General features: G+C 61.6%; 21 protein-coding genes, 1 tRNA gene and 1 pseudogene. 11 read left to right on the top strand and 12 right to left on the bottom strand.

Annotated features, from left to right (window positions below; translation table 11 throughout):
* From HME9302_RS12590 to asd, 6 genes are all read left to right on the top strand, one after another.
* Positions 1-219, top strand: a complete 219-nt coding sequence (locus tag HME9302_RS12590; protein WP_115365330.1) for a type II toxin-antitoxin system antitoxin — start codon at positions 1-3, stop codon at positions 217-219.
* Between the two features lie 4 nt (positions 220-223).
* A complete protein-coding gene (locus tag HME9302_RS12595) occupies positions 224-1,186 on the top strand; it encodes an alpha/beta hydrolase (RefSeq protein WP_115365331.1) in 963 nt (320 codons plus the stop codon).
* A 4-nt stretch (positions 1,187-1,190) separates the two neighbouring features.
* Entirely contained in the window at positions 1,191-1,469 is a 279-nt protein-coding gene (locus HME9302_RS12600) for a hypothetical protein (RefSeq protein ID WP_115365332.1), read from the top strand.
* Positions 1,470-1,515: 46 nt separating this feature from the next.
* Positions 1,516-2,541 (top strand): right-handed parallel beta-helix repeat-containing protein, encoded by a 1,026-nt coding sequence (locus tag HME9302_RS12605; RefSeq protein ID WP_407641300.1) that lies wholly within the window; start codon positions 1,516-1,518, stop codon positions 2,539-2,541.
* Between the two features lie 61 nt (positions 2,542-2,602).
* Positions 2,603-2,875 (top strand): DksA/TraR family C4-type zinc finger protein, encoded by a 273-nt coding sequence (locus tag HME9302_RS12610; protein WP_115365333.1) that lies wholly within the window; start codon positions 2,603-2,605, stop codon positions 2,873-2,875.
* Between the two features lie 25 nt (positions 2,876-2,900).
* Complete coding sequence (gene asd / locus HME9302_RS12615) at positions 2,901-3,752, top strand: archaetidylserine decarboxylase (protein ID WP_115365334.1); 852 nt, start codon at positions 2,901-2,903, stop codon at positions 3,750-3,752.
* A gap of 12 nt (positions 3,753-3,764) precedes the next feature.
* On the opposite strand, the gene ribA is transcribed toward asd, so the two are convergent.
* The 4 genes from ribA to rpmG all read right to left on the bottom strand — a co-directional run bounded on the left by ribA (position 3,765) and on the right by rpmG (position 6,953).
* Positions 3,765-4,793 carry a GTP cyclohydrolase II gene (gene ribA / locus HME9302_RS12620; RefSeq protein WP_115365335.1) on the bottom strand — a complete coding sequence of 343 codons (1,029 nt, stop codon included), beginning with the start codon at positions 4,791-4,793 and terminating at the stop codon, positions 3,765-3,767.
* Positions 4,794-4,849: 56 nt separating this feature from the next.
* The gene (gene xth / locus HME9302_RS12625) at positions 4,850-5,689 is read right to left on the bottom strand and encodes an exodeoxyribonuclease III (protein WP_115365336.1); all 840 of its coding nucleotides are present in this window, start codon (positions 5,687-5,689) and stop codon (positions 4,850-4,852) included.
* 314 nt (positions 5,690-6,003) lie between these two features.
* Entirely contained in the window at positions 6,004-6,681 is a 678-nt protein-coding gene (locus HME9302_RS12630; protein WP_407641301.1) for a LolA family protein, read from the bottom strand.
* 104 nt (positions 6,682-6,785) lie between these two features.
* A complete protein-coding gene (gene rpmG, locus HME9302_RS12635) occupies positions 6,786-6,953 on the bottom strand; it encodes a 50S ribosomal protein L33 (RefSeq protein WP_115365338.1) in 168 nt (55 codons plus the stop codon).
* A gap of 213 nt (positions 6,954-7,166) precedes the next feature.
* On the opposite strand from rpmG, the gene HME9302_RS12640 reads away from it, so the two are divergent.
* The gene (locus HME9302_RS12640) at positions 7,167-7,547 is read left to right on the top strand and encodes a VOC family protein (RefSeq protein WP_115365339.1); all 381 of its coding nucleotides are present in this window, start codon (positions 7,167-7,169) and stop codon (positions 7,545-7,547) included.
* Positions 7,548-7,610: 63 nt separating this feature from the next.
* Here HME9302_RS12640 and HME9302_RS12645 read toward each other — a convergent pair whose 3' ends face one another.
* The 3 genes from HME9302_RS12645 to metX all read right to left on the bottom strand — a co-directional run bounded on the left by HME9302_RS12645 (position 7,611) and on the right by metX (position 10,309).
* On the bottom strand, positions 7,611-8,516 hold the full coding sequence (locus HME9302_RS12645; protein ID WP_115365340.1) for a sterol desaturase family protein: 906 nt from the start codon (positions 8,514-8,516) through the stop codon (positions 7,611-7,613).
* Between the two features lie 61 nt (positions 8,517-8,577).
* Positions 8,578-9,189: a methionine biosynthesis protein MetW gene (gene metW / locus HME9302_RS12650; protein ID WP_230079798.1), complete on the bottom strand. Its 612-nt coding sequence runs from the start codon at positions 9,187-9,189 to the stop codon at positions 8,578-8,580.
* Positions 9,182-10,309 carry a homoserine O-acetyltransferase MetX gene (gene metX / locus HME9302_RS12655; RefSeq protein WP_115365341.1) on the bottom strand — a complete coding sequence of 376 codons (1,128 nt, stop codon included), beginning with the start codon at positions 10,307-10,309 and terminating at the stop codon, positions 9,182-9,184. Before metX ends, metW begins: the two co-directional genes overlap by 8 nt.
* A 118-nt stretch (positions 10,310-10,427) precedes the next feature.
* Between metX and HME9302_RS12660 the strand changes: the two genes are divergently transcribed.
* Together HME9302_RS12660 and HME9302_RS12665 are read left to right on the top strand one after the other, a co-directional pair.
* Positions 10,428-11,531, top strand: coding sequence for a pyridoxal phosphate-dependent aminotransferase (locus HME9302_RS12660; protein WP_115367353.1), 1,104 nt, complete (start codon positions 10,428-10,430; stop codon positions 11,529-11,531).
* Positions 11,528-12,439, top strand: a complete 912-nt coding sequence (locus tag HME9302_RS12665) for a prephenate/arogenate dehydrogenase family protein (RefSeq protein WP_115365342.1) — start codon at positions 11,528-11,530, stop codon at positions 12,437-12,439. The genes HME9302_RS12660 and HME9302_RS12665 overlap by 4 nt, the downstream gene beginning before the upstream one ends.
* Here HME9302_RS12665 and HME9302_RS12670 read toward each other — a convergent pair.
* The 4 genes from HME9302_RS12670 to ftsE are packed head-to-tail and all read right to left on the bottom strand — an operon-like array spanning position 12,436 to position 15,383.
* Entirely contained in the window at positions 12,436-13,173 is a 738-nt protein-coding gene (locus HME9302_RS12670) for a lysophospholipid acyltransferase family protein (protein ID WP_115367354.1), read from the bottom strand. The two genes, HME9302_RS12665 and HME9302_RS12670, sit on opposite strands and share 4 nt — an antisense overlap.
* Positions 13,174-13,189: 16 nt before the next feature.
* The gene (locus tag HME9302_RS12675; protein WP_115365343.1) at positions 13,190-13,720 is read right to left on the bottom strand and encodes a YdcF family protein; all 531 of its coding nucleotides are present in this window, start codon (positions 13,718-13,720) and stop codon (positions 13,190-13,192) included.
* Positions 13,717-14,661 carry a cell division protein FtsX gene (locus HME9302_RS12680; RefSeq protein ID WP_115365344.1) on the bottom strand — a complete coding sequence of 315 codons (945 nt, stop codon included), beginning with the start codon at positions 14,659-14,661 and terminating at the stop codon, positions 13,717-13,719. The genes HME9302_RS12675 and HME9302_RS12680 overlap by 4 nt, the downstream gene beginning before the upstream one ends.
* Positions 14,658-15,383, bottom strand: a complete 726-nt coding sequence (ftsE, locus tag HME9302_RS12685) for a cell division ATP-binding protein FtsE (RefSeq protein WP_115367355.1) — start codon at positions 15,381-15,383, stop codon at positions 14,658-14,660. The genes HME9302_RS12680 and ftsE overlap by 4 nt, the downstream gene beginning before the upstream one ends.
* 229 nt (positions 15,384-15,612) lie before the next feature.
* Here ftsE and HME9302_RS12690 point away from each other — a divergent pair, with 229 nt between their 5' ends.
* Positions 15,613-16,479, top strand: a complete 867-nt coding sequence (locus tag HME9302_RS12690; RefSeq protein ID WP_115365345.1) for a zinc-ribbon domain-containing protein — start codon at positions 15,613-15,615, stop codon at positions 16,477-16,479.
* 476 nt (positions 16,480-16,955) lie between these two features.
* Positions 16,956-17,042 (top strand) — tRNA-Leu (locus HME9302_RS12695).
* A gap of 513 nt (positions 17,043-17,555) precedes the next feature.
* On the opposite strand, the pseudogene HME9302_RS13695 reads toward HME9302_RS12695, so the two are convergent.
* Positions 17,556-18,644 (bottom strand): annotated as a pseudogene (locus tag HME9302_RS13695) (recombinase family protein); the annotation flags it as partial.
* Positions 18,645-18,672 lie beyond the last annotated feature (28 nt).

The raw sequence follows: 18,672 nt of genomic DNA on the forward strand, positions 1-18,672 counted from the left end.
ATGGCGAAAAAACCCCAGAAGAAGGCCTTTGCCCTGCGGCTCGATCCGGCAGTCCATGCCGCGATCGAGCGGCTGGCCGCGACTGAATTGCGTTCCGCCAACGCGCAAATCGAGATGATGCTGCGCGATGCCCTAAAGACCCGTGGAATAGATGTACCGACAAGCAAGCCCGCCCGGCGGGGGCGTCCGCCCAAACCAGAAACCGATGCAAAGGAATGACCCGATGGATATTACCAAAGCTGCAATCGCAACAATTGCCCTTATGTCGAGCAGCGTTCTGATGGCGCATGACGCCCGGCCTATCACCGCTGCAGGACCGGACGGCGAACTTGCCGGAACGCTTCTTGCTCCAGCCGAAGGCAAGCCGCTGGTGCTGATAATCCCTGGCTCTGGACCGACCGACCGCGATGGCAACAGCCCGCTTGGCATAAGCGCCTCGACCTATCGGATGTTGGCAGAGGATCTGGCGGCGCGCGGTATCGGGTCCCTCAGAATCGACAAGCGCGGAATGTTCGGCAGCGCGGCAGCGGTAAAGGACGCCAACGCGGTTACGATCGACGATTATGTTCAGGATATCGCTGCATGGATTGCCGCCGCCCGCATGGAAACGAGTGCGGAATGCATCTGGCTGGCCGGGCATAGCGAGGGTGGTCTGGTAGCGCTTTCGGCAGCTGGCGAAGTGGACAACCTGTGCGGTCTCATACTGATCGCCGCACCAGGCCGGCCGCTGGGCATGATAATGCGCGAACAGTTTACAGCCAACCCGATGAACGCGCCGATCCTGCCGGATGCCATGGCGGCGATCGATGCGCTGGAAGCCGGCGAGCGGGTGGATGTCAGTGCAATGCATCCGGCGCTGCAGGGGGTGTTCGCACCGCAAGTGCAGGGGTTTCTGATCGACCTGTTTGCGCGCGATCCGGCTGCGCTGATTGCGGATACCGATTTGCCGGTACTGATCGTGCAGGGTGAAGCCGACATTCAAGTTGCGAGTGCCGATGCAAAAGCGCTTTCTACCGCGCAACCCGTTGCGCGATTTGCCAGCCTGCCCGGCGTAAATCATGTGCTGAAAGATGTGGGGAATGCCGACCGGGCGCAGAATATGGCCAGCTATGCCAATCCGGAACTACCCATCGCCCCAACTGTAACCGTTGCCATCGCCGACTTCGTTTTGGACCAACAGGAGTAGATCGATGAGCGGGTTCTTCGAGGAAGGCGACTGGTTCGCACCCAAACGGTTCGGTTACGGAGCGGGTATGCCGATCGCGTGGCAGGGCTGGGTGCTGCTTGGCGGGTTCATCGCGCTGGCGATCGGCGCGGGACTGCTGGCGGAGTACATTCCCGATATCGGTCCTGTCATCGCCTTGGCAGTACTGATTCCTGCCACCATCGTCTTCCTTGTCATAGCTGCGCGGCGAACCAGAGGCGGTTGGCGCTGGCGCTGGGGTTTGCGCAACAAAGACAGCGAGTAAATCTGGCTTAGCGCCCCGTTAACCCTTTTCCCGTAAGCCGGGCAGTATGGAAAGTTTTGTCATGCCCCGACCCGCCAAATTGCCTTCCCGCCTGTCCGCGCAGAAGGCGAGCCGCCCATCGACAACGATGTCGCTCTTGTTGGCGGCCACTGCCATTGCGGCTATTCCGGCTGCCGCCGTTCTGGCCCAGCCAGCCAATTCCGGCTCGCCCTTCACAGTGGTCGAAAGCGGGCGCAGCTTCGGCACTATCCAGCAGGCCGTTGACACCATCGGCAATGGAACCGGGACTATCGCGATCGCGCCGGGCGAACACCGCCAATGCGCGGTACAAAGCGAAGGGTCGATCGCATATTTTGCTGTACAGCCCGGCACCGCCATTTTTGACGGCGTCGCGTGCCAGGGCAAGGCCGCGCTGGTGCTCGGCGGGCGTGAAGCAAGCGTTTCCGGCCTGATCTTCCGCAAGATGGCGGTGCCCGATTTCAACGGGGCAGGCATCCGTCTGGAAGGCGGCAACCTTACCGTGTCACAAAGCTGGTTCATGGATAGCCAGCAGGGCATTCTCGCCAATAACGATCCGGCATCGCGCATCGTTATCGACAAATCGACTTTCAGCGGGCTTGGCACCTGCGAAGGCCCGGGTGGATGCGCGCATTCCATTTATATCGGCAATTACGGCCATTTGCGCGTCACGCGCAGCCGGTTCGAGCGCGGCACGGGTGGGCATTATGTGAAGTCACGCTCGGCACGCGTGGACATTGCCTCCTCCAGTTTCGATGACGCCAATGGCCGCGGTACAAATTACATGATCGACCTGCCCGCAGGGTCTGTCGGCCAAATTACCAACAACTGGTTCGTGCAGGGCCAGAACAAGGACAATTACAGCGCCTTCATCGCAGTGGGTGCGGAAACGATTTCGCACAGCAGCGCCGGACTTCAGATTGCCGGCAACGATGCGCGCTTCGCGCCGACCGTACGCCGCGAATCGACCTTCGTGGCGAACTGGACAGACGATAAACTTGCTATTGGTGACAATACGCTGGCGCCGGGTCTGAAGGTTACCGACCGACGCTAAAGTCAATCCATTCCGGCACTTTGCGCTGCTTCGCCGGTTGTTAGGGTGAAGGAGCGATACGATGGCAGGTGGTTGGGCGCGCGATGGCGCGGTGCAGGATCAGATCGACGATACGGTGAATGACGCGGTCGCCGCGGCAAGGGCCAGGCTGAAAGCGACAGAATCGCGCAAAAGCGCGGAATATTGCGACGATTGCGGAGAAGACATCCCGGACAAGCGCCGCAATGCGCTGCCCGGCGTGAGGACCTGTGTCGCTTGCCAGTCCGCCCGCGACGCGTCAGTGCGCCATTCCGCCATCAATCGGCGCGGCAGCAAGGATTCCCAGCTTCGATGATCACTTACCTGCGCGAAGGTTTCGCATGAGCAAGCCGTTTATCTGGCTGCAACACGCCCTGCCGCAACTCGGTCTCACCCGCTTTGCCGGACGGGTGGCTGCGAGCGAGAAGCCATGGATACGCGACCGCCTGATCGACCGGTTCGTGCGTGCTTACAACGTCGATATGGACGAGGCTGAGCGCGACATCGGCGATTTTGCCAGCTTCAACGACTTTTTTGCGCGTAGCCTGAAACCGGGCGCGCGGCCGCTGGCCGATGCCGCCACCCACGTGCTTTGCCCCGCCGATGGCGAAGTCAGCCAGCTCGGTACCATCCGCGACGGCCGGATCGTGCAGGCCAAGGGGCACGAATATACGGTTGCCGAACTGTTGGGCGGGGATGAAGCCCTGGCGGCCAGGTTTCATCAGGGTGACTTCATCACGATCTATCTCAGCCCCAGCGATTACCACCGGGTACACATGCCAGCTGCAGGAACGCTTCAGAGCACGAGCTATGTGCCGGGCGATCTGTTCAGCGTGAACCAGACTACGGCTGCCAATGTGCCCGGCCTGTTCGCCCGCAACGAACGCCTGTCCTGCGTGTTCGATAGCGAGCTTGGCACAATGGCCAGCGTGATGGTCGGCGCGATGATCGTGGCCGGTATCGAGACCGTCTGGGGCGGGCGTGTCGAACCGCCAGAACGCGGGCGCGGCAAACGCCTGCACCGCGAAACACCCGGTCGTGCGACGCGGCTGGATGCGGGCGCCGAGATGGGCCGGTTCCTGCTCGGCTCGACCGTTGTGCTGTTGTTCGAACAGGAGAAAATCGAATTTCTGCCGCAGTTCAAACCCGGCAGCAAAACCCGCATGGGCGAGGCGCTGGCACGCCGATTATAGGCAGAGGCGGCTCTATTCGAGCAGATGCCCCGACCGGTCGCGTTTGGTTGCCAGATATCGTGTATTGTGCGGGTTGTCTGGCAGTTGGTGCGGCACCCGTTCTACAGTGGTCACACCGGCTTCTATCAACGCGTCGACTTTGCGCGGATTGTTGGTCAGCAGACGGATCGCGGGAACACCCAGCAGTTCCAGCATTCTGGCGGCCGTGCCGAAATCGCGGGATTCGTCGGGCAGACCCAGCCGTTGGTTGGCATCCACCGTATCGAACCCCTCATCCTGCAAACGGTAAGCGCGCAGTTTGTTGACGAGCCCGATGCCGCGCCCTTCCTGCCGCATATACAACAGAACGCCCCAGCCGCCATTATCCGCCGCCTCCTGCGCCATTTGCGCCAGCGCCGCGTCGAGCTGCGGGCCGCAATCGCATTTCAGGCTGCCGAGCGCGTCCCCCGTCAGGCATTCGGAATGCAGCCGGACCAGCGGCACGCGGTCGCCGCTCTGCTGCCCCATCACCAATGCGACGTGCTCTCGCAGATCGTCGGCGCTGCGGAAGGCGATGATCTGCGCGTCCGCAGATGCCGTGACCGGCAGTTTCGCGCGTGTGACGATGACCAGCCGATCCCGGTCTGCGAGATGGGCAATGTCCGCCGGATCGAAAGGCTGCGCTTCGCCTGCATCACTTGAATCGACCAGAAAAGCCGGGAGAATTCCGGCGATGCGGGCCAGTTCCAGCGCGGCGATGGCGGCTTCTTCGAAGTCCAGCGTCTCCGCGACAAACGGCCCCTTCAACGGCGCAGCAAGATCCAGCGCCGGATCGGCTATCGGCAGGGCGGCGCGCAAATCGAACGCTTCTGCTCCGCGTATCAGGACCGGCGCATTCGGCTCCGCCGCAGCCCGCTGATTGGTGAGTTTGAGCGTTGCTGCACGGGCAGACGAAACCAGCATCCGGCCTGCCTTCGCCTGCGAAGCCACTGCGGTTTCGACCGGTAGCAAGACCGGACCGGCGGCAAGCGCAATAGGCCAGCCGTGGCGCAACGCATCCACCGCCTGCGCCGCCCGTCTCGCAGGAGAGGGGCCCGGGATTGGGGTGCCTGTCCCGCTCAGAGGTCGAACCCGGTAATCAGCGGTATGTGATCGGACGGTTTCTCCCACCCGCGCGCCTCTTCAAGCACGCTGTGCGATACCGCCTGTTTGGCAAGTTCGGGGCTGGCCCACATATGGTCGAGCCGCCGCCCGCGATCGCCCTTGGTGTAATCTTTCGCGCGATAGGACCACCACGAGAAATAGCGTTGGGGATCGGCAATGAATTCGCGGCCCAAATCGATCCAGCCATGCGCATCCTGGAACCGCTTCAGTGTTTCCACTTCCAGCGGCGTATGGCTGACCACTTTCAGCAATTGTTTGTGGCTCCAGACATCGCTTTCCAACGGGGCGATGTTGAAGTCGCCTACGATCAGCGTGGGTTTGTCGAGCGCATCTGCCCATTCGGTCATGCGGCCCAGAAAATCGAGCTTCTGGCCGAATTTGGGGTTCACCGCCCGGTCGGGAACATCACCGCCAGCGGGCACGTAGACATTCTCGATAAACATATCCCGCCCCACCAGCTCAACGCCGACGTGACGAGCCTCGCCATTGGCCTGCCAGTCGAGCTTCGAGGATTCGCGGATCGGCAAACGGCTGACCGTGGCTACCCCGTGATACCCCTTCTGCCCGGACAGGGCGACGTGCGGATAACCGGCTTCGGCGAAGGCTTCGAACGGGAAGAATTTCTCCTCCGTCTTGATCTCCTGCAGGCACAGGACATCGGGCGCGTGCTCTTTCAGATAATGCGCAACAATGGGCATACGCAGCCGCACGGAATTGATGTTCCAAGTGGCGACCGTGATATCGGGCGTGACATTGGGGGTGACATTGCTTTGTGGATTTGTGGGCGCGTTCATGGCGCATGCCTTAGGTCGCGGCGCGCATGGCGGCAAGCCGCCACCCCTTCGCGCCTTTCCGCCCGGATGGCTGGCGATTCGGCCTCCCCGAACGACTAGAAACCCCCGCACCGGGGGCATTGGCGCGAGGGCTTCCATTCAGCGTTCGTCACGCTTTTGTACAAGGGGATGCTATGTGGAAGATCAGGGCAACAGGGGGGAAACCCGCCTTCCATCCACCTTGCCCTTTAAGCAATTACGCCTCTTAGCGTTGCCCGCAAATGAACGAGCACGCGCCCGCCATCGCGGCCGAAGCACGCTTCGCGCCGCGTCGTTTACCTGCCGCGACGAGACGAGCCGCGCGGGTCCTTGAACTTGAACGCATTGTCAGCGACCGACACGCCGTAGCGGTGGTTCTTCAAATCCACCCTGGTCCGGTGGTTCTGCGAATCAAGCGCGACCCAATTGTTCAGCCGCCACCCGCCGGGCGCCTTGGCATCCTTGACGAAGATCATCGTAATCACGCCGAATTCGGGGCGCTTGGGATCGCGTACTTCCACGCTCAGCACATTCGGATTGCCGGTTGCGTTGAGCTTTCCGAACTTCTTCACATCGCGAGTGGGATCGAGCAGCGCGCCCAATGGCGAATTGCTGATCGGCCAACGCTGGACCTGGTCCACTTCATAATCGACGAGATAGAGCGACTTGCCGTTCGAGACGACGAGCATCGGAATGCCCTTTTCGTACTGGAAACGGATCTTGCCGGGGCGTTTTAACGTCATAACGCCGCGAATGGATTTGCCGGCGCGGTCGGTCTGGACGAAGTCCGCCTTCATCGTGGCGATACCGCGCAGTGCGGACACGGCGCTGTCGAGACTGCCGGTACTGGCCTGCGCCGTGGCAGGTGCGGGCATCGTCAGCATAGCTGTTGCGGGAATGGCGAATGCGGCTGCGGCGGCCACACAGAAACCAAGCGGTTTGCGTATTGTCTGGGCGGCGAATAGGTTTTTCATTGCTGTCATGCTCCGGGCGATAGTGCCGGAGCATTGAACCATCACTGAACCCACCCGGTTCCTGCCGTTCATGAATTTTGGGAACCGAGGCCCGAAACTCGACCTTACTTGATCTTGGCTTCCTTGAACTCGACATGCTTGCGCGCAATCGGATCGTATTTGCGGAAAGTCATCTTTTCGGTGATGTTCCGCGGGTTCTTGGTGGTGGTGTAAAAGAAGCCGGTGTCTTCGGTCGAGACGAGCTTGATCTTGACGGTTGCTGACTTCGCCATGGCGGTATCCTGATGAAAGCGGGGCGGCCCTTCGTGCAAGGAACGCCGCAGAAACGAAACAGGCGACGCTCCCGAAAAACGGGATGCCGCCCTTGTGCGGCGCTCCTTTGGTGCAGGGCCGGGTGAAAGTCAAGCGTGGCAGGCAGGCCGGCGGTAGTATAGTGGCACTTTGCAACCGTTATGGTGAGCCAACGAAACCAAGGAGAGAATACCATGTTCAGTCACGTCATGCTGGGGGCCGACGATATTGAGGCTTCCAAGAAATTCTACGACGCCTGCTTCAAGGCGCTGGGCGGCCGCGAAGGCAGCATGGATCCCAAGGGCCGTGTTATCTATATGCATAATGGCGGCATCTTCCTGCTGTCCAAACCCATCGACGGCAAACCCGCGACTTTTGCCAATGGCGGTACGATCGGCTTTGCAGTGGAAAGCGAAGAACAGGGCGAGGCCTGGCACAAGGCCGGACTGGAAGCGGGCGGCACCGCCATCGAAGACCCACCCGGCATCCGGGAAAGCGAGATCGGCAATATGTACCTCGCGTACCTGCGCGACCCCGCTGGCAACAAGATCTGCGTGATGAAACGCATGGGGTGATTGGGTAAAACGTTTGCGGGCCGGGGCGGGTAGGTCTGCCCCGGCCTGCCTTTGCCGAGACACTTAAACCGGTTGCGGTTCGCGAAGCTGATATTTCGGACAATCGGACCGGCAAATCCCGTCATGCGACCATTCCGGCGGGCGATACAGGTAGGCGACCTTGTCCTGCCAACGCGGTGCAGTGTCCATCCGCTCCTGCAACTGCTTGAGCCCGGCAAATTGCGCGGTAAGCGGATTGTAGTCATACACCGGCTTCACCAGCCCGGGGTTCGGTTCCTCGTCGAGATAGGCAGTGCTGCTGAACATACGGTCGAAAAGCAGCGTAACCTGGCTGTAGTTTCTGTCGATATATTGTGGTTGGTTGGCGTGATGGACCTTGTGCATTTTGGGCGTCATGAACACCCGGTCGAGCCATCCGAGACGCGGTACGTAGCTTGCATGGTTCCAGATACCATAAGCATTGGTGAGTACGCTGACCGCGATATAGACCACTGGATCAATTCCAATGAAGGCCGGAACGACGGCGAACAATCGCTTCAGTTGACCGTCGAGGAAAAATCCCCGCGCCGCGGTGGAATGGTTGAATTCGTTGGAAGAGTGATGGATTGCATGAAACGCCCATAACAGGCCGACCCGGTGGTTGAGCCGGTGGTCCCAGTAATATGCCAGTTCATGAGCCAGGAAGGCGATGGGGATCGCAATCCACAACGCAATATCTTCGAATAAGCGTAAATTATCATAGACAAGCACATAAAGCGCGAGCGGTATCAAAATACCAAGCACGAGGTTCAGCGTGCTCGACATGAGGTTAAGCCCGATAGAGGCAAGCGCGTCCTTGTTGTCGTAATCCGGATTGCCGCGAATTGCCCAGATGCGTTCGAGGATTACGCTGCCGAAATACACTCCCGCCAGGATCCACAGCGAAACTGGCCCGCCGACAAATTCGACTACTTCCCGAAGGCTTTCCATGCATGCAATCTATCAGACGGCAATGCAGAAGCAACCCATGGGTCATTGTGCCGCAGGAACGTCACCCACTCCCACTAATTTCGAACACCGCATATTCCGCGCGCCAATTCGCCCCTGCTGGGCTTATTTCGCGTTCGCGGGTGAAGAACCAGCGGCGTTCAATGGTGATGCCGAGGCCTGCCGCCAATTCCTCGAAATCGCGTACGGTTACGTGGTGGATATTCTGCGTTTCGTACCACGTCACCGGCAAATGCCGCGTCACCGGCATCCGGCCGCGCAGCAGCAGCGCGCGGCGCATCCGCCAATAGGCGAAATTGGGGAAGCTGATGAAGGAGCGGCGGCCCACGCGCAGCAGTTCGGCCAGCATCCGGTCGGGCCGGGCGGCGGTTTGCAGCGTCTGGCTCAATACCGCGTAATCGAATGCGCCGTCGGGGTAGAAGGTGAGGTCGCGGTCGGCGTCGCCCTGCACCACGCTCAACCCGCGCGCCACGCAGCGTTCCACGCTCGGTCCGTCGATCTCGATCCCGCGCGCATCCACGCCCTTGGTATCGCGCAGCACCGCCATCAGCGCCCCGTCGCCGCAGCCGACGTCCAGCACCCGCACGCCAGCGGGCACTTCGCGCGCGATCACCTCGAGGTCGGGGCGCAAATCGTAGGACACCGCCTCAGCCACCCAGGAACCCCCGCACAACCCGGTCGAGCGGCGGCACGTCGAGCAAAAAGCTGTCATGGCCGTAGGGAGCGCTCAATTCCACGAAGCTGACCGGCGCGCCCGCCGCATTCAGCGCGTGCACGATGTGGCGCGATTCGGCGGTGGGATACAGCCAGTCGGTGTCGAAGCTAACAAGGCAGAATCGCGCCGAGCTGCCAGCGAACGCAGCAGCAAGCTGGCCGCCCCCTTGCTCGCCCGCAAATTCTTCTGCCAGATCGAAGTAATCCATCGCACGGGTGATGTAGAGGTAGCTGTTGGCATCGAACCGGCGGGTGAAACCGCTCCCTTGGTAACGCAAATAGCTTTCCACCTGGAAATCCGCATCGAAGCCGAAACTCTTTTCGCCCGCGCTACCATCGGGGCGGTCCTGCAACCGCCGCCCGAACTTTTCCGTCAGCCCCTCTTCGGAAAGATAGGTGATATGCGCCGCCATCCGCGCCACGGCCAAACCCGCATCCGGTTGCTTGCTGGACGCGTAGTAATCGCCGCCCGCCCAAGCCGGATCGGCCATGATCGCCTGCCGGCCAACCTCGTGGAAGGCGATGTTCTGTGCCGAATGCCGCGCGGTTGTGGCAATTGCCAGAACCCGTTCGGTTCGCCCCGGAAAGTTTGCTGCCAGGCTCAGCGCCTGCATCCCGCCCATCGATCCGCCGACGACAGCGTGCAGCCGTTCGATACCCAGCCCGTCCAGCAGTCCCACCAGCCCGCGCACCATGTCGCGGATAGTGATGACGGGGAACCGCATGGCGTAAGGCTTCCCATCGGCCGCGGGCGAGGCAGGGCCGGTGGAGCCAAGACAGCTACCGATGACATTTGCGCAGATCACGAAATATCTGGCCGTGTCGATCGGCTTGCCCGGCCCGACCATGCGGTCCCACCACCCCGGTTTGCCCGTTACCGGATGCGTGCTGGCGAGGTATTGGTCGCCCGTAAGCGCATGACAGACCAGGATGGCGTTGCTCTTGTCCGCCGCCAGCTCGCCATAACTCTCATACGCAATTTGCGCAGCATCCAGCGCTTGCCCGCTATCGAGCGGCAACGGTACCGGCAGGGTAAGGGTTGTGGGTTTGCGGACGGACATAAGAGAGAAAGTACGATCCTTCGACAGGGTCGGGATGAGCGGGTTCAAGAACAATGGCTCCCTAACCGCTCGTCCTGAGCTTGTCGAAGGACCGTTTTTCCTTAAGGGACCGGTGGCCATGACTGACACCCACCCAAATCCCAAGCCGTGGATCGCCGATATCCATGCCTATGTGCCGGGCAAGTCCAGCGCGGCGGATGGCCAGCCGCTGGTCAAGCTATCGGCGAACGAGAACCCGTTGGGCTGCTGCGATGCAGCGCGGGCGGCGTTAGACGAGCAGCGCGATCCGGCGGCCTATCCCGATCCCGATGCGCGCGTTTTGCGCGAAGCGATTGCGAACCGGCACAGCCTCGACGCGGCGCGGATCGTGTGCGGAACGGGGTCGGACGAATTGCTCAATCTGGCGGCGCAGGGCTTCGCCGGTGTGGGTGACGAAGTGCTGTTCAGCCGCTACAGTTTCGCCGTGTACGATATCGCGGCGCGGCGCTGCGGGGCCACTCCGGTGGAAGTTGCGGACGCGGATTACGGTGCGGATGTCGATGCCATGCTGGCAGCGGTTTCGCCCGCCACCAAAGTGGTCTTTCTGGCCAATCCGAATAATCCGACCGGCAGCTATCTGGCTCGCCCCGAAGTGGAACGGCTCCACGCGGGTCTGCCGTCCGACGTGCTGTTCGTGCTGGATCAGGCCTATGCCGAATATCTGGCACAGGACGAAGACGATGGCGGGCTGGAACTTGCGGCGGCGCATCGCAACGTGCTGGTCACGCGCACATTTTCGAAAATTCACGGGCTCGCAGGCGAACGGGTGGGCTGGGCAACCGGCGCGCCGGGCCTCATCGATACGCTCAATCGCATTCGTGGGCCGTTCAACGTCACGCAAAGCGGGCAAGCGGCCGCCACAGCGGCAATCGACGACGCGGACTTCGTCGAACGGTCGCGCGCGCATAATGCCGCCGAACGCGCACGCTTCGCCGAACGGATCGGAGCGTTGGGCAATTACGGGCTGCGCGCTTTGCCAAGCGAAGCCAATTTCGTGATGGTCCTGTTCGAAGGCGCGGTCAGCGCGGCGGATGCGCTGGAGGCCATCGCAGGGGCCGGATACGCCGTACGCCATTTGCCCGGGCAGGGCCTGCCGCATGCGCTCAGAATCACCATCGGCACGGCGGAACAGATGGATACCATTGCCGACACGATCGCGGCACTGGTGGGAAGCAAGGCGTGACGATCCGCTCGGTCGCGATCATCGGGCTGGGCTTGCTGGGCGGCTCCATCGGCCTGGCCATCCGGGAGAAGTTATCCGAGGTTACCACGACAGGGTTCGATGCTGACGCCGACGTACGCGGCAGAGCTACTGCCAATGGTCTGGTGGGCGCGGTTTGCGATACGGCAGCCCAAGCCGTCGCAAGCGCCGATCTGGTGATCCTGTGCGTGCCGGTGGGCGCGATGGGAGATGCAGCGCGTGGGCTGGCCGGGTGCCTGAAAGAGGGCGCGATCGTCAGCGATGTCGGCTCCTCCAAGCGCTCCGTCGTGTCAGCGTTGGAAGAAGCGTTGCCCGACGCCATCGTAATACCCGCCCATCCCGTTGCCGGGACGGAACGCAGCGGACCGGACGCGGGTTTCGCCACCCTCTTCGAAGGGCGTTGGTGCATCCTTACTCCGCCGAAAAACGCGGATACCGATGCGGTGAGCGCGCTGACGCTGTTCTGGCAGGAGCTCGGCGCGACGGTGGAACTGATGGACCCCGACCACCACGATCTGGTGCTGGCGGTGACCAGCCATATTCCGCATCTGATCGCCTATACTATTGTGGGCACCGCGTCCGATCTGGAAGACGTGACACGGGGCGAGGTTATCAAATACTCCGCCGGGGGTTTTCGCGACTTCACCCGCATTGCCGCGTCCGACCCGGTGATGTGGCGCGACGTGTTCCTCAACAACCGCGATGCAGTGCTGGAGATGCTGGGGCGCTTTACAGAAGACCTCACCGCGATGCAGCGCGCCATTCGCGACGGCGATGGTGACCGGCTGTTGGAAATATTCAGCCGCACGCGCGCGATCCGGCAGGCAATTCTGGAACAGGGACAGGATGTGGCAAAACCCGATTTTGGGCGGGGATCGAAAGAGGTCTAAGCGTCGTGGGACGTCAGCGTGGTTGGACTTTGCGCGGGTGGGCGCAACCCTTGTTCGCCCAGCGCATTGATCCCTTCCTGCACCAGCCGCTCAACCTCGTCGCGCGGAAGCCCCGGTTCGATCACCTCGCCGAAGCGATAGGTGATCGTGCCGCTGCGTTTGAGCCCCGGCTGGTAAAGCGGCCCGCTATCGACCGAGACCGGCACGACGGGCAGGCTGAGCAGTTTGTAAATGCCAAGGAAACCCGGCTGCAATGGTGCACGGCGGTCATGCGGACTGCGAGTCCCCTCGGGGAAAATCACCAGCGGGCGGCCCGCCTGGCTACGGTTTCGCGCTTCTGCAATCATCCGGCGTAGAGCCTTTGCCCCGTCAGCCCGCGAAACCTCCACTAGCCCGTAGGCCCTCGCAACACGGCCCCAGCCGGGAATGGCGAACAGTTCGGATTTCGCAAACGGGGCGGGAAGGCGGAACAGATGCGGCGCGTCGATGGCTTCGAAGAAGCTTTCATGCTTCATTGCATAGATACAGGGCCGGTCCAGCATTTCGCCTTCCACCCGGACCTTGATCCCAAGCAACCAACGCACGCACCAGCGGTGCCACGCGGTCCAGACATGGGTCGCCGCGCGTACCGCCGGCTGGCCGACCGGCAGGCTGAGGAAACCACTTAACACGATGGGTAAGCTCCCGAGGTAGAACACCGGGTAGAACAACAGATTGCGCAGGAGTGTAATCATCGCCGGCGCGCCACCGTCACAGCCCGATCCAGCGCGCAAGTGTGCTGGCCAGGAGCTTGTGATATTCGAGGAACAGTGTGCCAAGGCTGGGGCTGGATGGCACCGCATCGCGCTGCACCGTGATATCGTTGCCCAGCGTACGCTGCAATTCCCCGGCCGCGCGGCGCATATGCCAGTCGGTCGTCACCAGCCGGAGCGTAGTATATTCGTGTTTTGCGAGCCAGCGTGCGGTTTCATCGGCGTTGGAGCGGGTGTCGACGGCGGCAAAACCCAGCGTGACGCAGCATTCCATCGCGGCGTCGGGGACGTCGAACTGCGCTGCAAATTCATTTGCTTTCACTTCGCGGTCCACGCCTGTGACCAGCATCGCTTCGGCTTGCCCGTCCGCCAGCACTTCCAGTCCGCGCGCGATCCGTCCCTCCCCGCCAGTGGGCACGATCACCGCGTCTGTGCGGCCATCGGGCATCGGTTGCGGCAAGAGAAAGGCGAACCACAGGAAGCCTAACGCCCAAGCGAGCAGGATGAGAGCAAAAAGCCGCCGGATCATAGCATTCCCCGCAGCGCGGTAAGTACAGTCACGCGCGCGGTCAGCATCGCTATGCCGACGGCCACCAGCGGCACCAGCGCGATCGCGAGCCAGTCTAGCCAGCCGAGCCCTGCCCCCTGCGTCATGCCCGATCCTAGCGCGCTGAACTGCGCCCCCAGCACCAGCACCACGCCCAGCCCGATAGCCAGCCCGACCGCTCCGCCCAATACTGCATCGAAGCCGATCGAGCGTTGGAAAATGCGTGCGATCTGGCTGTCCGTGCCGCCCAGCAGATGCACGACCTCGATCGTACCGCGATTGCTGCCCAGCGCGCTGCGCGCGGCGAGATACACCGCCGCAGCACTGATCAGCGCCAGCAAGACAACGAGCGCCAGCGCCAACCATTGCAGCGCAGCGATGGCGCCGAAAACAGGTGCAAGCCAGCTCGACTGCGCATCGACCCGTGCGGCTGGCGCTACCGGGCCGAGGGCAGACACGACCCGCGCAAGCGAAGCATCGTCAGCGGTATTGCGCAGGCGAATATCTATTAGCGCGGGTACGGGCACGGTGGCTCCATCGGCTCCCCCCTCGATCCCAGCGCCCAGCCATGGTTCGAGCAAGTCCTGCATTTCCTGTTCCGGCACGCGGCGGATGGACGTGACATCCGGCAGCAGCGCCAGGGCTGCTTCGGCAGCGGCGGATTGCCGGTCGCGTTCCGCAGGGTTGGCTTCGACGATCTGTACAGTTGCACCGTTGGCCAGTTCGGTGCGCGCTTCGCTCACAAGGTTGCTAAGCGTGAGGCCGCCTGCCGCAGCGATTACGGTCAGCGCCACCATGATGGCGATTACCCATGGCATCGGCCCTGCTAGCCGTGCCTGCGGAACCAGATCGGCGGCGCGTTTCCCGCCAAACGTGGCGAAGCCGCGTGCGACGGCACGTTTAATGGCCGGCGGCTTGCTCACGTGTCCTCCATCCCGCTGCGGCGCGGAGGATAGCGCAGCGCGCCCGTCGGGTCGGACAGGCGCCCGCGATCGAGCCGCATTATGAGCGAATCGGGTACTTTTTTCAGCAAATGCACATCGTGAGTCGCCACGACGACCGTAGTGCCAAGCCGGTTCAGCGCCTCGAACAGGCGCAGCAGTTTGAGCGCCATGTCCGGATCGACATTGCCGGTGGGTTCGTCGGCAACCAGCATATCGGGACGTCCGATCACCGCGCGGGCAATGGCGACGCGTTGCTGTTCGCCGCCCGACAGCGTTTCGGGGCGGGCATGGCTGCGATGATCCAGTCCAACCCATTCGAGCATATCGGAAACGGGCTTTGCCAATTCGGCTTCCCGAACACCGGAAACGCGCAAGGGCAATGCGACATTGTCATAGGCGGACAGATGCGGGACCAGCCGGAAATCCTGGAACACCACGCCCAGCCGACGCCGGAATGCGGGCAGGCGCGCGCGCGGTAGAGTGACAAGATCGGTGCCGAACATCCGGATCACGCCGCGCGACGGACGCTGCGCCAGGTAAAGCAGTTTGAGCAGCGAAGTCTTGCCCGCGCCGCTTGCTCCGGTGAGGAAATAGAAGCTGCCGGGATGGAGATTGAACGAAACATCGCTCAACACCTCGCGGTCGGTGCCGTAGCGTAGGCCGACATTGTCGAAGCTGACCACGCCCGTCCGGTTTCGCATGTCGGTCTTCCCACCGACCGCCATATCCGTATCAAAGCTGTCCTCAACATTCATCGGCGCGATCTGCCGGCCGGTTTCGGGAAAGGAACAGTGGACATCGTTTACCGCCTATAGCGGCGGTTCGGTGTGGAAAAAAGCCACAGAGTCCCATGAAAAGCCGTTCAGGCGTGGATTAGCCGCCGGCGAAGGCCTTGTTGCGATTCGGCGCAGTGCGTAAGACCCGTTCACCATGATAATCGCCTGTCCCGCCTGCACCACGCGTTATGTCGTTCCCGATGACGCGGTCGGCGTGGAAGGGCGTACGGTCCGCTGCGCCAAATGCAAACATAGCTGGTTCCAGGATGGGCCGGAACTGGAGCTGCGGAATGAAGTAGGAGAGCACGCTGCGCGATCCGATCCGGCCACGCCGCCAGCCGATCAGGTCACGCCGCCAGTACCGGTCGACGAGGCGCCTGCTTCCGTATCATCCGTTCCTGCCGCCCCCGTCCGTTCCCAGCCTGCGCAGGCGGAACCTGCCGTGGCGGCCGAACCCGAGCGCAACCCCGAACCGCCGCCAGCGCCCGTTTCGCAACCCTCGGTCGTGGAACGCGCATCGCCTGCCGTTTCGACCGAGCGCGACGATATCGATTACGGGTCGCAATTCGATCATGCCCCGCCATTTCGCGGACGGCGCAATCCGCTTAAAATCTGGACTGCCGCAGCCGCCATGTTCGCGGCGCTGGCGTTAGGGGTAGTGGCGGCAGTGTCTTACTGGGGCCTGCCCGAATGGGTGCCGGTCAGCCGCCCGACCTTCGCCATGGAAGAGCCGGACCTGGTGCTGGAATTCCCGCCCGGCCAGCAGGACCGGCGCACGCTGCCCAATGGAACCGAATTCTTCGGGGCCAGCGGGACCGTCACCAATGTCGGGCGCACTACGCAAAACGTGCCGGCCATCCTGATCGTACTGCGCGATGCTCGCGACCGGATCGTCTATAGCTGGAAAGTGGTACCGACGAAGTCTCGCCTGGCACCGGGCGAAAGTTTGACCGTAAATGAGGCGGTGACAGACGTGCCGAAATCCGCGAAATTCGCCGAGATCGGCTGGAGCCCTAGCTGAATTCCACCCAGATCGTGTCGGCCCCATCGTGCGACACCGTACGGTGCGGGGCGTGTGTCGTCACGGACCGAAAGCCGGAGCCGACACGCTCGCCGCGCACGATTGATACCCGAGCGCTGACTTTGCGCACTACCTTAGTGGCGGATGTCGAACGCGGCTGCGCCGTATCTGGCCGAGGGGCCGTAGGTGCAGCCGTGGCGGCGATTAGCAAAACGAAAGCAGAAACCATGTATTATGGTTGATAGGCTGGTAACCAATGGCGCAACTGTGATGCCATCCTCGTCCCCCAGCGGGACAGCCGGTTGGAGGAGATAAACACCAGACCGAAGGTAAGAGCAGACACCGTACCAACCGGACGCACCCGTATCTTCGCTGCGAACTGCACGATGATCGCTTGCCGCGCCGGCAACCCTTTGCTAGTGGCGCGCGCCTACCGGATGGGGCCGCACACAAGCGGACCCGAAGCAGTACGATGTGCGGTCGTGGCGGAACTGGTAGACGCGCAACGTTGAGGTCGTTGTGGCCGAAAGGCCGTGGAAGTTCGAGTCTTCTCGACCGCACCAACTCCGGTCAAAGATGGGCACTGCCCCTTTTGACCGTGCGACCGCGGCGACACCGTTTGCAAGCGCGTCGGTATCACCAGAAATTTCTACACCTTTGCCGACGCGCACCTCGCGAATGAACGCTCGGGCAATTTGCTGGCGTGCTGGGCTGTCACCCTGCAAAAGCTTCTGGCGAACCAGCTTACCGAACTTGCGAACAGCAGCAGGGGTTATTCGTGCTGGTCCACGCTCGACCTGTTGTCGTAATGTCTTGAGCTTATCATTGAAGGCGTCAATTTCGGTGCGGCGCTCTTTGACCCGCGCGGCAATATCAGGATCGCGGGCGGAGATTGTACCAAGCTCTATGCCGTCATGAAGGTTCGCCAAACGCGTGCGACAGTGATCGAGCCGCTCCTTGCATAGGTCGATCTCGATCTGCTTCTTCTGCAACGAAACGTCGGACACATCGAGGATGCGCTGTAGCAGCGGCTCGAGCTCGTTCTGATCGAAGATACGGTCTGCCACCTGTTGCATTACCAAATTGTCGAGCTGCTCCGTGCGCACATTTGGGCAGGCACATGATGACGCACCGCGGCTGTTTTTCGCGTGACACTTATAATACCGATATCGCCCACCCTTGCCCGTCGCGATGGTCATACCTGCGCCGCAACCCGGCATTCCGCATTTTGCAATCCCGACGAGCAGCGTAGGCCCTGACACTACGCGTGGTGCGGTATTGCGCGGTGCTCGCGATTCTCGCAGGGCAGCAACCCGGTCGAACTGTTCCTGAGATATAAGCTGCGGACACGGAACCCACGTCCACTCATCCTCTGGCAATAACGTCCCGTCCGTATCGAACCTGTTGCCCGGAAATTTGCCAAGGTAATGCGGTCTGGCCAAGATGCCAGCAATCGAGGAATTGAAGAACTTTTCGCCGCGCCGGGTATAGCCATGTTGGTTGAGGTGATTAGCGATTGCCCGGCCGCCCATCGGCGTGCCATTTAAACCTCGTTCGGCCAGGTCGAAGATCATCCGAACAATGGCTGCTTCGGAAGCGTTCTCAAACAGTTTTTTCTTCTCTTTCTTCGAGCGAACTTCGACGGTGCGACTTTCGTAGCCGAGCGGGATGACACCGCCGACCCAAAAGCCTTCTTCGGCCGTACCGCGTAAACCTCGACGCGTATTCATCGAAGCTTTGACCACCGCATCCTGATCTTGCCAGCTGGTCAGGAGCTTATGCAGTAGGCCGAAATGGCTGTCTTCAAACTTCTGATATACGAAGCGACACTGGACTCCGGCGCGCTGTAGTTGGCCTTGTGTGGTTATCGTGAACTCAACGTCTCGCGCCAGACGAGCCATGTCGCACGCTACAATAAAATCCACCGGATGATCATCGCTGGTGGCGAGTAGGATCATCCGATTGAATTCAGGACGCTTCCAGTCCGAACCGGAAAGACCCGGCTCAACGAAAATCTCGGCGAACTCAATACCGTTCTTGGCTCCATAGGCTTCGAGATCGGCAACCTGCTGCTTGAGGGAGGTCTTATGCTCTGCCTGTTCGGCTGTGCTGACCCGAACGTACCCATAGGCTTTGCGCGTTCCGGCCTTGACTGCATTTGTCATCACTTGGGTTTCCGTCTACTTGGCAAGG

The sequence above is a fragment of the Alteripontixanthobacter maritimus genome, assembly GCF_003340475.1.
Lineage (GTDB): Bacteria > Pseudomonadota > Alphaproteobacteria > Sphingomonadales > Sphingomonadaceae > Alteripontixanthobacter > Alteripontixanthobacter maritimus.

Coding starts and splice junctions, on each gene's coding strand:
- HME9302_RS12645 (WP_115365340.1), bottom strand. CDS start 8,516: ATGGAAAGCCTTCGGGAAGTAGTCGAATTTGTCGGCGGGCCAGTTTCG.
- HME9302_RS12660 (WP_115367353.1), top strand. CDS start 10,428: ATGACTGACACCCACCCAAATCCCAAGCCGTGGATCGCCGATATCCAT.
- HME9302_RS12675 (WP_115365343.1), bottom strand. CDS start 13,720: ATGATCCGGCGGCTTTTTGCTCTCATCCTGCTCGCTTGGGCGTTAGGC.
- HME9302_RS12605 (WP_407641300.1), top strand. CDS start 1,516: ATGGAAAGTTTTGTCATGCCCCGACCCGCCAAATTGCCTTCCCGCCTG.
- HME9302_RS12670 (WP_115367354.1), bottom strand. CDS start 13,173: ATGATTACACTCCTGCGCAATCTGTTGTTCTACCCGGTGTTCTACCTC.
- HME9302_RS12690 (WP_115365345.1), top strand. CDS start 15,613: ATGATAATCGCCTGTCCCGCCTGCACCACGCGTTATGTCGTTCCCGAT.
- HME9302_RS12595 (WP_115365331.1), top strand. CDS start 224: ATGGATATTACCAAAGCTGCAATCGCAACAATTGCCCTTATGTCGAGC.
- HME9302_RS12590 (WP_115365330.1), top strand. CDS start 1: ATGGCGAAAAAACCCCAGAAGAAGGCCTTTGCCCTGCGGCTCGATCCG.
- HME9302_RS12640 (WP_115365339.1), top strand. CDS start 7,167: ATGTTCAGTCACGTCATGCTGGGGGCCGACGATATTGAGGCTTCCAAG.
- HME9302_RS12630 (WP_407641301.1), bottom strand. CDS start 6,681: ATGAAAAACCTATTCGCCGCCCAGACAATACGCAAACCGCTTGGTTTC.
- HME9302_RS12600 (WP_115365332.1), top strand. CDS start 1,191: ATGAGCGGGTTCTTCGAGGAAGGCGACTGGTTCGCACCCAAACGGTTC.
- rpmG (WP_115365338.1), bottom strand. CDS start 6,953: ATGGCGAAGTCAGCAACCGTCAAGATCAAGCTCGTCTCGACCGAAGAC.
- metX (WP_115365341.1), bottom strand. CDS start 10,309: ATGTCCGTCCGCAAACCCACAACCCTTACCCTGCCGGTACCGTTGCCG.
- xth (WP_115365336.1), bottom strand. CDS start 5,689: ATGAACGCGCCCACAAATCCACAAAGCAATGTCACCCCCAATGTCACG.
- ftsE (WP_115367355.1), bottom strand. CDS start 15,383: ATGCGAAACCGGACGGGCGTGGTCAGCTTCGACAATGTCGGCCTACGC.
- HME9302_RS12610 (WP_115365333.1), top strand. CDS start 2,603: ATGGCAGGTGGTTGGGCGCGCGATGGCGCGGTGCAGGATCAGATCGAC.
- asd (WP_115365334.1), top strand. CDS start 2,901: ATGAGCAAGCCGTTTATCTGGCTGCAACACGCCCTGCCGCAACTCGGT.